The sequence below is a fragment of the Arthrospiribacter ruber genome (genome assembly GCF_019343195.1).
GTDB lineage: Bacteria > Bacteroidota > Bacteroidia > Cytophagales > Cyclobacteriaceae > Arthrospiribacter > Arthrospiribacter ruber.
In genome coordinates, this window is record NZ_RPHB01000013.1 from 42,733 (window position 1) to 54,229 (window position 11,497).

The window sequence follows — 11,497 nt, forward strand, 5'->3', positions numbered from 1 at the left end:
AAATTCTTTAACATAAAACCCAAACTTTCTGACATGCGCTTAACAAAACTTAGCTTTATATATGTGGTTTTCACATTGGCTTCATTCCAATGGGTCCAAGATTCGGTTGCCCAGGTTGCTGAAGGATCAATTCCGGCTCCAAGCAATATCAATCCCAATGATTGCCCCTGTATTTTTGAAGATTTGACCGTTTTGTTTAAGGTCAATGCACCCAATGCCGGTAAAATGCAAATAGATATCGCCGGAAAAATGTATGACATGCATAAAAATCAACAGGGCATTTGGGAAGTCAGAACAGATCCATTGGATCCGGGATTCCATTATTATTCATTGGTCATTCAAGGATTAAAGGTTGCTGACCCTGCGAGTGAAACTTTCTATGGTATGGGAAGGATGGCAAGTGCAATAGAAATTCATGAAGCAGGTATTGACTTTTATGAACTGAAGGATATTCCGCATGGAGAGCTCAGATCGGTGAATTATTTCTCGAAAACCACAGGTTCCTGGAGGAAAATCAACATCTATACACCTCCAGGATATGATCAGGATCAAAGTGTCCACTATCCGGTATTGTATATCCAACATGGGGGAGGAGAAGATGAAAGGGGGTGGGCGGAACAGGGAAAAACCAACATTATCCTTGACAACCTGATTGCAGAAGGAAAAGCAAAGCCGATGATAGTTGCTATTCCTAATGGCAATGTCACCAAACCGGGAATGAATGCCAGAGGATATACAGATGAAGCCATGGATGCATTCAAAGAAGAACTTTTTGAAAACATCATCCCGTTTGTGGAACGCAATTACAGGGCAAAACCAAATCAGGAAAACAGGGCTTTGGCAGGATTGTCAATGGGTGGGGGACAAGCTTTCTACACCGGTCTTCGAAATAGGGACCAATTCGACTATATTGGAATATTCAGTACAGGATTGTTTGGGGGGATAAGGGAAGCGGAGCCTGATTTTGATCCTGAAACTATCATTCCGGGAATTCTTTCAGAATCACAGACTTTCAATGCTGGCCTAAAGGTCTTTTACATTTCAGTTGGAGAGCAGGATATGAGAATTGCAGCCACAAAAAAACTGATCGACACCTTTCAAACCAAAGGGGTGAAGGTGGAATTTGCTTCTTTTCCCGGTGATCATGAATGGCAGGTCTGGAGGAAATCCCTGCATGATTTTGCCCAGAAGATTTTTAAGGATTGATATTGGATTTTTGATTGGGTCATCTTCAATTTATCAAGTGTTCTTCCCTAAAGAACCCATCCATAAATTTGAATTTTAAAGCCCTCTGTGGACAAATGTCATTTCATTGATTATTGAAAAGGAATGTTATTTTCTTGATTCAGAAACGCACGCTCATTTCTAAGACTTACATTATCCTTAGTGGGAAAATTTCCAGGTAGTGGGTAGGTGGTTTCTCCCGTTGCCAGCCATTCCGTAACCCGGATGATGGTAGTCTGAAAGCCAATACACCGGAATGCCGGAGGATAGATCTCATCTTTCCAAAGATGGCCCATACTAGAGTTGTACACCCTGCCCTTTCCATAATTGACTACCCATTCAATGGGCCATTTCCTTTGGGTTCCGGTACTGTCATAGGCATAGGACAATACAGTAAGGTTTTCTGCCGGTCCCCGTGGAAAATAATAGACTTCTGTGTTGGCAGTCTTCCATTGATCGGGATAATCCCTGTTGATCGGATGACGGTTAATGATCTGGATCAGCGCGTCAAACCTGTCACCGTGCCCTGTGTCTTCACCCTCTCCGGGGGCATGACGGATGATTTTGCCATCTTTGCTTATTTCCAAAGAGTAGCCATAGGATTTGTTTCTCCAGCCCATTCCGATCATTTGGTTGTAAGCAGGCCAATGGGAAAATGCATTGTTGGCAGAGTGGAGAATAAACAATCCACCTCCATTTTCAACGTAGTCTTCCAGGTCCTTTTCCGCTTCCGGAGACCATTTGAGTTTAGGATCCCAGATATTGTTGCTGCTCTGGATAACAACTGCATATTTATCAAAATCAGCACGCCAGGCCAATCTTTGTACACTGTCTATTGGGATCGTTGACACATCTACCAGGAACATTCCAGTCTCTTCCAAAATCCATTTGGTGACTTTAGTTGTCTGTTTCCAATCGTGATTGCTGAAGCCATCTACGATGAGGACGGGAATTTTATTTGTGTCCTGGACAACTAGGTTCCCCATGTAAGACCCAATTAAGATTCCAGTAATCAACAAGAGCTTTTTCATAGGGGGTGTAAAGTGAAAGTATCAGAATTAGAAAATCTCATTGGGTTTTAAGATATTTTCATGTTTATTCGGCGTAGTTGATGTATCCGCTCTTGTTTGTCTTGATTTTATAAACATTGCTGAAGCTGACTATATAAAGTGTCTGCATGTCCTCACCACCAAAGCTTAAGCTGATCGGAAATGTGGGCAGATTGACCATACCTATATATTGCCCAGCTGAATTGAATATTTGTACTCCGTAATAAGTGGCTACGTATAGGTTACCTTCTGTATCTATGGCCATCCCATCTGCTCCTGAAGACCTGCCTTTTCTTTCCAAAACATCTCCTACCAATAAAACTTTTGCAAATTGGCGGCCATTTTGAATGGAACCGTCCTCGTTGACATCATAAGCCCAGATGTAATTGTCTTTTTCACTCTGAACAGGATACCAGGATTCTTTGTCGTAGGTATTATTGATATAAAGGGTTTTTCCATCAACAGAGAGCAATATGCCGTTGGGCATGGCAAATTCATTGGGTTCGGTAACACGGGAAATATCTCCCACAGGGCTCACGTAATATACAGCTCGGCCAGGTTGGAATTTCTCTTCCTCCATAGTGAATTGGGGGTCGGTAAAATAAAAGCCTCCCTTACTGTCAGTGACAATGTCATTTGGTCCATCAATAGGCTTTCCATCATAGGAATCTGCCAAGACCTTGACCACCTGACCGGAAGTTGTCATTTCCACCACACGATGTCCCATCATATCACAAACAATCAGATTGCCGTTTTTATAGGGGTAAAGTCCATTTGCTTGCATTTTCCCCTCTGTAATATTTCTGTAGTTACCATCTTTATCCATTTCTACGATAGAACTTTTTTCTGGGTCAGCATTGAAATCCTCATCAAAAAACATGTTTGAAAAGTAAAGTTTACCATTCATCCATTTTGGCCCTTCCGTGAAAAACAATTCCGGCTGGGTGGATTTACCGTCAATAACCAAAGTTGGTTCTGACCCTTCCGGAATAATAGATTCAAACAATTCTTTTTGTTCCTTTGCCCTTGCCAGGTAATCCGCCCTTGACGGCCAAAAAATATCCAAACCATCAAAACCCTTTTCTCCAACTGAAACTCCGTGAACAAAATTGCCGGGAATCCGGACAAGATCGTTTTCCTCCATGAAGTGCTCTTCGTCCAAAAGCAATTCATTAGCTGAACCGCGCAGGGTAATTTGAATTTGCTCTTCGGGATGAATATGGTTTTCAAATGATGAATCCGGATCAAGGTAGAAAAAGCTTAACAGGATATTTTTTCCTGAAATCAATCTGGAAAATGCTCCAGAAGCCAGCTTGGTCAATTGGATGGAATAAATATCGTAAACTTTGTTTGATTCTATATTCGGTAAAGCTCGGGAAGTTAAAGTGTTGCTGAAATCGACATTGGTATCCATTCCGGCCTTTTCAAGATAGTCTAGCCTATGAGGGCTGTAAACTTCCATTAATTTTGCACCTTTGTTTCCTGCCTGAACTGCCTGTTTACTGTCTTTCTCAAGGTAAATAAAGTCAAGCTTAGGCGTGCCTCCATGAATACCTGTAGGGGCCTCCCTGTCCAATGCCTCCATGGATAGGGTATTCCCATCAGCAGTAAAATCCACACCTCCTTCGAGAACAAAAACAAACTTGTCTGATAAAACAGCTTCTCCGGGAATTTCAGCCTGTGGCGCCAGGTTTAAGATAGCGACCATTGCACCAGTGCCCCAAAAGAACTTGGCCTGAACTCCAGGGTATAATTCGTGATTTTCAAAACTGTTTAGATTAACAACTTGTCCGGCATCAAGGCTGGCATAAATGTCGGTATTCAGGTCCTGATCAAGAATTCTTTTTTCCAGTCCATATTTCTCAATCAGGGTTTCATTTTTTTTTACCCAATTTTCCGAAGGGGGATTGCATTGGCAAAAACAAAAAAATGTACCGGCAATGAAAGTTAAATAGACTGACTTTAGGGATGGCTTCATAATCATGAGGTTAGTATTATACTTTAAGTTAATTGACAGGGAAATTGCCTGATTTAAATTAAACCCTGCAACTTTGACTCCCTTGAATTTGCTCGGTTTTTTCAGTTATTATTGGAACAGTAAAGGAGCAAGCTGATACAAACTTCTTCTCCAGGTAAGAAATTCATGCGCTGTATTTTCCGAGATATATGAAACTGCATTGAAGTTAGCTTCCTGTAGTTTTTTTACGGATTCTTTAACTCTATCCGGACTCTCAGAACTTCCACAGCTTATAAAGACCAATTTTAGGTTATCATGATCTTTCAGCTCCTCAGGTTCATAAATTCCTCCGCTAAATAGCGCATAGTGTGAAAAGACTTCAGGTTTATTCAGGGTGATCAATTTTGTTTCAAAACCACCCATGGACAAACCTGCCATTGCCCTGGATTCTCGGTTGGCTTTGGTTCTGAAATTTGAATCTATATAAGGAATTAGCTCATCCACTAAAACAGTTTGGAAAGGAGTGATGTCAAAATCCCTCAAGCCACCGAATTTTGTTTCATTGGTCATTCCATATGTCATCACAATGATGAAGGGATTGATTTTACCCTCTGCGATTAAATTGTCCATGATGAGATTTGCATGACCCTGATTAGTCCAGGCCGTTTCATCTTCCCCCCAACCATGTTGCAGGTAAAGCACAGGGTAAGATTTGTCCAACTCATTATGGTACCCTGGAGGGGTATAGACGAAGGCCCTTCTGGAAGTATCCGTAGATTTGGAAGGAAACAGGATCTGGTGGACATGGCCATGGGGCACATCTTTCAGGGCATAAAATTCTTTGTCATGTGCTGGAATTTCAATACCACTTTCCCATCGGATGGAGCCAAAGAAATTCAATGCTCCCGGGTCATTAAACTTTCCTCCATCCACAGTGATATTATAATAATGAAATCCTTCATCCAAAGGGCCCTCTGTTGTCCCCTCCCAAAACCCATCTTCAGTTTTGGAAAGGGTAGTGCCTCCTCTTCCGCCCAATCCCAGGCTTACTTTGACACTTTGGGCTTCAGGAGCTTCTATGCGAAATCTGGCATATCCCTGTGAATTGACTTTAGGATACTCTTTGCCAGGCTGATTGAGACTTGAAGGTTTAAAGTCCTCAATAACTTCCCCGGATTGGGCATAAGACAGGTATGCGACCGAGAAAAAAAACAAGGTAAAAACAAGGTGCTTTTTCATGGTTATCTTAGGTATAGGTTTAATGGATAGATTTATTTCATGCTAATTTCAAATGCTCCAAATCTTTTTTCTCTGAGACTTTAATCCAATCTAATTCCTGTCTTTGCTGGAATTGATCCAAAGCAGCATAATAGCTTTTAGCAATTCCTTCATGTAACATTGGGGCTGCAACGACCTCATTCAATTCTGATTGAACGGCTTGGGAAAATTGTTTTGCATAAGTTTTTGGTATAAAAATAAGTCCTGGATTTGTGCAGAACTGACCTGCTCCCAAAGTCAATGAAGCAGCATAGGATCTGGCAAGATTGTCCAATTCTTTTTCAAGCTTATTTTTGAAAGCAAAAACTGGATTGATTGAGCCCATCTCAGCAAATACAGGTATAGGCTCCTCCCTTTGATATGCCAGTTCAAAGAGGGCCATACCTCCGTAGTAAGAACCTGTAAAGGCAACAGCTTTGGCAGTTGGATGCTTGACCAATTTCTGACCTTCCGGTATTCCACCTTCAACATGTGTGAATATGCCCTCAGGCAAACCTGATACAGATAAAGCCTCAAAGATAACCTCTGCTACCAGATTGGATGTTTTGGGATGGGCGGGATGGGCTTTGTAAATTACTGGACATCCAGCTGCCAAGGCTGAAATTGTATCTCCTCCTGCTGTAGAAAATGCTAAGGGAAAATTACTTGCCCCAAATACAACTACAGGACCTAAAGGGGATAGCATCCTTCTAATATCAGGTTTTGGTGCAGGAGTTCTTTTAGGATCACCATGGTCAATGGTGGCTTCCACCCAGCTACCCTCTTCAATAAGTTTCTCGAAAAGCCTGATCTGACCTACAGTACGTCCAAGTTCACCTGTAATTCTTCCTTCAGGAAGGTTTGATTCCGAAGATGCCAATGGGATCAACTTGGTTTTGATTCTTTCCAGACCATTGCCAATCTCATTTAAGAATCCAGCTTTTTTCTTTCCCGAAAGGTATTTATAGCTTAAAAAAGCATCTTGAGCCTGTTCAAAAATAGCGTCAAAAGTATTTTTCATAGTGTATTCAATTTTAAATAAGTAATATGTTTTTTTTCGATCGTATGCTTTTAATAATTTTCAGAATAACAGATCACACCTGATTTAATTGCGCATTATTGCGACGGTATTAATCAACTCTCCGATTTCAGGGATTTTGATTTTAACCTGATCATCAACTTGTAAGCTGAAAGTGTCATCTGGGACCAAACAGGTTCCTGTCATTAAATAAACTCCATTTGGGAAATGCATTTCTCTATACAGAAACTCTATTAATTCAGTATGCTTTCTTTTCATTTGATTGATCGAAATCTGCCCCTGAAAAACTTCTTTACCCTTTCGAATGATCTTCATTGTGATGCTTGTATCAGGGTCAATGGGGGATTTCGGTACATATAGACATGGACCTATTGCAGCGGCTCTTTCATAACACTTTGCCTGTGGGAGATAAAGGGGGTTTTCTCCTTCAATGTCTCTACTGCTCATGTCGTTTCCGATGGTATAACCGACGATTTTACCTGAAGTACTTGCAAAAAGAGTCAGCTCAGGCTCAGGAACGTTCCACTGGGAGTCTTTTCTTATATAAACAGATTCGCTTGGACCGGATGCTCTAAAATAGCTGGATTTAAAAAACAGCTCTGGTCTTTCGGCCTCATAAACATGAGAATAAAAGACTGCCGCTCCACTTTCTTTGGATTCTTCCATCCTTGCTTCCCGGCTTCTCATATATGTAACCCCTGAGGCCCAAATCTCCTGCGTACCAATTGGAGCTAGAATTTCTTCCCCGAATTCAATTTCATTAAGCTGTGGAATTTCTGCTTTAATTTGTTGATAGAGGTTATCCCTGTTGACAAAATTGTCCCAGTTTAGGCTGCTTTTGAAGTAAAACTTCTCGTTGAATTCAATTATTATTCCTTTTGCAGTTTTGTAAAGTTTCATGGATAAATGAACAGGTTAATAGGTTTAGCTTTTGTTTTATTTTGGAAATCAAATCATAAACTTAATTTTTTTCGGGGATAAAATGGGTGTTTTTTTAAAAAAAAGTGTAATATTTACACTTTATGGAATCATTACGGAGTTCTGGTTTTCTTCTGGAGTTGGGTGATGTTCAGTTTCATTGCAAATCGGTAAAATCAATTAAGCGCAAGTGACTTATTTAATAATTTGCTTTCACTAATCTTATGAATACTCTTGACTCCCAAATAATAACCAATCTGGTTTTCCGGACAAAATCCGGAGACCGTAAAGCATTTTCAAATTTATGTGAATTGTTTTCTCCTAAATTGATCCATATAGCAAAGCGAATGTCTGTTTCCCAAGAAGATGCTGAAGGTTTGGTCCAGGAAATTTTTATTTTAATCTGGGAAAAGCGGGAAAACCTCAATCCTGATTTTTCTTTCAATACATACCTGCTTACAATTTTAAAATCCAAACTGTATAAAAAAGTAAAATCAGAAGCTAGAAAGACAGCCAATCAGAAATATGCAATCCAACACCTAGGACAGGAAAGCGGAATCGCTGAAAGTGAGGTGATACATGAAGAATTAAATATGTTATCTTCAAAGGCGACCGAGAATTTCCCCAAACAACAAAAGCAAATTTCCTTATTGAAGGGTTTGGAGAATCTTACAGCGTGTAAAATAGCTTCCAAGTTGGGGCTTTCAAAAGGAACCATGGGAAACCATTTTTACCAGGCCGAATAGAAAATTCAAATGTATCCGCCCGACCAGAAAAGGAGGGCTTTGAGATTTTGAGGATTATAGCTTTAAATGTCTTTATGGTTTGGCGAAATCCATCCTCTGGTAACCGCCTCCCTTTTCAATGAGAAAAAAATGAAAAAAATCGTGTTTATGGGGGTGGGTCAATTTTACTTTTTCCTTCAATTCTGTGATCTAAAATACAGAGGCCTTCAAGGTTGATTGCCTGAAAATTTTAGATGTCAAGGAAAGGAGTAAAGTACTTTTTTGGTTTGCAATGTCTATCCACAGATCTACACATTCCGGGAATGAGTAGAGTAGGAGTGGGGATGTTTCCGCCACGATTCGTTTCTTCGTGAAAAAATCCCCACTCTCTTTGGCACTGACCCAAATATAACTTTGATGAGCATCCGATTAGCTTTCTGTAGGAGGTCCTTGAGTGAATACTTGAAATAGATATAAAATCTTTTCAAATCTACCCAATAGCATTGTGAATTTGAGATTTAATTAACGGATGCTTGGGTTATAGAATTCATTTAATCCCCCTTAAGTACTTTAGCAGGATTCCCATATGCAGCTTTTATAGATTGAAAAATAACAGTTAACATTGTAATTATTCCTATCAGTAATGCTGCTTTGATAAAAAGAAAAGGAGTAATTTCTACATGATAAGCGAAATTCTGTAACCATTTATTTGCGCCAAACCAAATAAAAGGTGTAGCTAACACAAATGAAACCAATAAATCAATACAAAATACTGTTTGGTAAGTTTTAGAAGGATAGAACCCGTGTCAGCCCCAAATATTTTTCTAATAGATATTTCTTACAATCCCTTTGATAGGTTTCAATAGTTCCATTGCCAGACTTCTTTTAAGCAGAGTCTTCCATCCTTTGTAAAGTATGGACTTGACCTGCATTTACCCGTGCGGATTGCCCCATCTAAATTGATATGCTGATAGACCATATCAATATTTCCTGCTTCGTCCACCTTTCCTAAAATATGTCCCTTGACTATTTCCCCTCCTTCATATTCTGTGCTGATCATATTGCCCTCCTGGCGATAATGGAAAATAGTAGAAGCAGATGATTCTCCGTTTTTGCTGTTTTCAACAGCTTTGAATTTTTTGTTGTTGTAGTTCATGGTTTTTTGAAGCCCCTTTTTTGATACCTATATTTTCAGATCTATGAATTAGATTGCTTGATTGATTGGACTTTACAACTGATTGATTTAGAACTCCTCTACTGCTTTGCCCTGATGAAATCATTCAACCAAAGAAGAAGCTGTAAAAGAGGAGCTAAAAAATTCAATTTCAAACCTGTTTGTTTAATATTCTTCTGTGCCCTACATTTGCCTCTATGTTGAAAAGCTTGCTCTATATAGCCATGGCAGCACTTTTGGTATTGAACGGAATGGTGTATTCCCTCATCCAAGGATCCTATGAGCTAAACAAAGCAACGGTTATTGAGAATTTTTGTATCAACAAAGCGCAGCCGGACCTGAAATGTGATGGTAAATGCTACCTTGCCCAACAACTGAAAGCAGAGAAGGAAAAGCAGGAGCAGAATAGTCAGCATTCCTTTTCCCTTGACTTTGGCCAGTTTATAGCTTTCCAAGCTGATTGGGAATTGTCAGGACCTATGGCAGCTTTTGATATTACTTTTTCAGAACAATTTTCTGAACCTGTTTTCAGCAATTTTATAAGTTCAATTGATATTCCTCCACAGATTTGAGCTTGGGTTGTTTGGTCTGATTGACCTTAATTCTAAGTTTCGGTTCTCTGGTTTTTATCCTTTTAAAAATCAGGGAGCTTGTTTGGAATTTAGGTTTCCGCAGCACAACCATTTTTCACCTTCATTTGATCCTGGCGATGCCCCGGGATGTCCCATCATCATAAATTATTTGTAAGCCGCTACTGACTAGTTCAGTTTAGGAAAATCCATGGTACGCAGTCTTTTTGTCATTAGTATGGCTTGGATGATCATACTCAACAGTATGGTCTATTCGGTTATTTGTGTCAATTTTCAGCTGAACCGCTCGTTTATTACGGAGATGTTTTGTGAAAATAAGGACATTCCCATGTCCCAATGTAATGGGCAGTGCTTTCTAAATAAGCAGCTGGACCAAGCAACTCAGGATCAGGAATCCAGCTGGATGGATTTTCGTTCTGATTTTAATTTGTTTACACTTTTTTCCCTAGATCTTGAGCTTCCAAGGCTTTGCCTTGCAGCCGACTTTGATCATGTTGGGTTTTTGAAAAACAGGGCCTATCAAAGCTACCTTAGGGTCCTGGGCAGGCCACCTGCAACAGCAAGCTTTTTATTATAGAGTTCCCGCAAACTGTCATTCCGGACACTTTGTGGAACAGGTATGGCCTGTTCAACCACATTTTCAGAAATTAAAAAATCAAATTCAAAATGAAAGTTTTCAAAAATATCAGTTCAATGCTATTGCTGTTTGTTGTAGTTCTATTCTCATGTCAGGAATCAGAAAACCCGACCATCAATGAAATGGGAGAGATGATTGTCAAATTTGACAATTATGTAGGTAACCAAACCATGATCCTGGATGAATTGGGAAGTACCAATTACCGATATACGACTGCCAAAGGTCAAGAATTCAACATCACAAGATTTGGCTATTACATCAGCCATGTAAAGCTTTCCGGACCAAATGGGGAAGTATTCGTGGATGAGATGAATGCTACAGCAGATGCGAGCCAAATCAAAGGGTACTATCGTGTAGTCCAAGGAGAGCCTGATACTTATAATATCCATTTGAAGGATGTTCCTGCCGGACAGTACAATAAAATCACCTTCACCTTAGGTGTAAGAGAAGACGGAATTCAAGAAGGTGCTGTTGGTGGTATTTTAGATAGAGCAGCTGGTGGATGGTTTTGGAACTGGAATTCCGGATTTATCCACTACCTTTTTGAAGGTCATTCTCCATCATCACCGGTTGTGCAGGGGGATATCACCAACAGAGTTAGGTTGCATATCGGAGGATGGAAAAATATTCCATCTGAAAACGAAGACCCACAAAGGTTCTTCGACAATAATGTGGAGATATCACTGGATTTTGATGCTACAGTCAGGGTAAGTGAAAGCCTACGTCCCTCTCCACACATCCACATGGACCTATTGAAAGTCATTGGCGATGCAGATTTTGAGATGGAAAATAACATCCATTCCCCTGCTGCCGGTAAACCTTTTGCCCAAAGACTTGCAGGGGCATTTATTGTGGATCACACCCATCAGTAATTTATGATTAGCTTTTACAAAACAAGAGTCAGGCTTTTTGGGCCTGTACTCTTGT

At 40.1% G+C, this 11,497-nt stretch carries 11 protein-coding genes; 5 read left to right on the forward strand and 6 right to left on the reverse strand.

From position 1 onward, the window contains the following. Positions 1-33: 33 nt before the first annotated feature. Positions 34-1,206, forward strand: coding sequence for an alpha/beta hydrolase-fold protein (locus EGN73_RS21120; protein WP_219294028.1), 1,173 nt, complete (start codon positions 34-36; stop codon positions 1,204-1,206). Between the two features lie 110 nt (positions 1,207-1,316). Here the strand turns inward: EGN73_RS21120 and EGN73_RS21125 are convergent, their stop codons facing one another. The 5 genes from EGN73_RS21125 to EGN73_RS21145 all read right to left on the reverse strand — a co-directional run bounded on the left by EGN73_RS21125 (position 1,317) and on the right by EGN73_RS21145 (position 7,426). Further along, positions 1,317-2,210 (reverse strand): ThuA domain-containing protein, encoded by an 894-nt coding sequence (locus tag EGN73_RS21125; protein WP_219294030.1) that lies wholly within the window; start codon positions 2,208-2,210, stop codon positions 1,317-1,319. Between the two features lie 109 nt (positions 2,211-2,319). Then, positions 2,320-4,251, reverse strand: a complete 1,932-nt coding sequence (locus EGN73_RS21130; protein ID WP_219294032.1) for an SMP-30/gluconolactonase/LRE family protein — start codon at positions 4,249-4,251, stop codon at positions 2,320-2,322. A gap of 108 nt (positions 4,252-4,359) precedes the next feature. Then, positions 4,360-5,469 carry an alpha/beta hydrolase-fold protein gene (locus EGN73_RS21135; RefSeq protein ID WP_219294034.1) on the reverse strand — a complete coding sequence of 370 codons (1,110 nt, stop codon included), beginning with the start codon at positions 5,467-5,469 and terminating at the stop codon, positions 4,360-4,362. 37 nt (positions 5,470-5,506) lie between these two features. Then, positions 5,507-6,520, reverse strand: a complete 1,014-nt coding sequence (locus EGN73_RS21140) for an aldehyde dehydrogenase family protein (protein ID WP_425515049.1) — start codon at positions 6,518-6,520, stop codon at positions 5,507-5,509. Between the two features lie 72 nt (positions 6,521-6,592). Further along, positions 6,593-7,426, reverse strand: a complete 834-nt coding sequence (locus EGN73_RS21145; protein ID WP_219294044.1) for a fumarylacetoacetate hydrolase family protein — start codon at positions 7,424-7,426, stop codon at positions 6,593-6,595. A gap of 242 nt (positions 7,427-7,668) precedes the next feature. Here EGN73_RS21145 and EGN73_RS21150 point away from each other — a divergent pair, with 242 nt between their 5' ends. Beyond that, entirely contained in the window at positions 7,669-8,190 is a 522-nt protein-coding gene (locus EGN73_RS21150) for an RNA polymerase sigma factor (protein WP_219294046.1), read from the forward strand. A gap of 838 nt (positions 8,191-9,028) precedes the next feature. On the opposite strand, the gene EGN73_RS21155 is transcribed toward EGN73_RS21150, so the two are convergent. Next, positions 9,029-9,325 carry an avidin-fold protein gene (locus EGN73_RS21155; protein WP_219294048.1) on the reverse strand — a complete coding sequence of 99 codons (297 nt, stop codon included), beginning with the start codon at positions 9,323-9,325 and terminating at the stop codon, positions 9,029-9,031. A 215-nt stretch (positions 9,326-9,540) separates the two neighbouring features. On the opposite strand from EGN73_RS21155, the gene EGN73_RS21160 reads away from it, so the two are divergent. The 3 genes from EGN73_RS21160 (at position 9,541) to EGN73_RS21170 (ending at position 11,442) form a co-directional block, all read left to right on the forward strand. Beyond that, entirely contained in the window at positions 9,541-9,915 is a 375-nt protein-coding gene (locus tag EGN73_RS21160) for a hypothetical protein (RefSeq protein ID WP_219294050.1), read from the forward strand. A gap of 208 nt (positions 9,916-10,123) precedes the next feature. Next, entirely contained in the window at positions 10,124-10,510 is a 387-nt protein-coding gene (locus tag EGN73_RS21165) for a hypothetical protein (RefSeq protein WP_219294052.1), read from the forward strand. Between the two features lie 89 nt (positions 10,511-10,599). After that, on the forward strand, positions 10,600-11,442 hold the full coding sequence (locus tag EGN73_RS21170) for an MbnP family protein (protein WP_246611697.1): 843 nt from the start codon (positions 10,600-10,602) through the stop codon (positions 11,440-11,442). Positions 11,443-11,497: the final 55 nt, after the last annotated feature.

Bases quoted from the DNA above. Each gene is read 5' to 3' on its own strand.
- EGN73_RS21165 (WP_219294052.1), top strand. From the start codon at position 10,124: ATGGTACGCAGTCTTTTTGTCATTAGTATGGCTTGGATGATCATACTC.
- EGN73_RS21145 (WP_219294044.1), bottom strand. From the start codon at position 7,426: ATGAAACTTTACAAAACTGCAAAAGGAATAATAATTGAATTCAACGAG.
- EGN73_RS21155 (WP_219294048.1), bottom strand. From the start codon at position 9,325: ATGAACTACAACAACAAAAAATTCAAAGCTGTTGAAAACAGCAAAAAC.
- EGN73_RS21135 (WP_219294034.1), bottom strand. From the start codon at position 5,469: ATGAAAAAGCACCTTGTTTTTACCTTGTTTTTTTTCTCGGTCGCATAC.
- EGN73_RS21170 (WP_246611697.1), top strand. From the start codon at position 10,600: ATGAAAGTTTTCAAAAATATCAGTTCAATGCTATTGCTGTTTGTTGTA.
- EGN73_RS21125 (WP_219294030.1), bottom strand. From the start codon at position 2,210: ATGGGGAACCTAGTTGTCCAGGACACAAATAAAATTCCCGTCCTCATC.
- EGN73_RS21160 (WP_219294050.1), top strand. From the start codon at position 9,541: ATGTTGAAAAGCTTGCTCTATATAGCCATGGCAGCACTTTTGGTATTG.
- EGN73_RS21130 (WP_219294032.1), bottom strand. From the start codon at position 4,251: ATGAAGCCATCCCTAAAGTCAGTCTATTTAACTTTCATTGCCGGTACA.
- EGN73_RS21120 (WP_219294028.1), top strand. From the start codon at position 34: ATGCGCTTAACAAAACTTAGCTTTATATATGTGGTTTTCACATTGGCT.
- EGN73_RS21150 (WP_219294046.1), top strand. From the start codon at position 7,669: ATGAATACTCTTGACTCCCAAATAATAACCAATCTGGTTTTCCGGACA.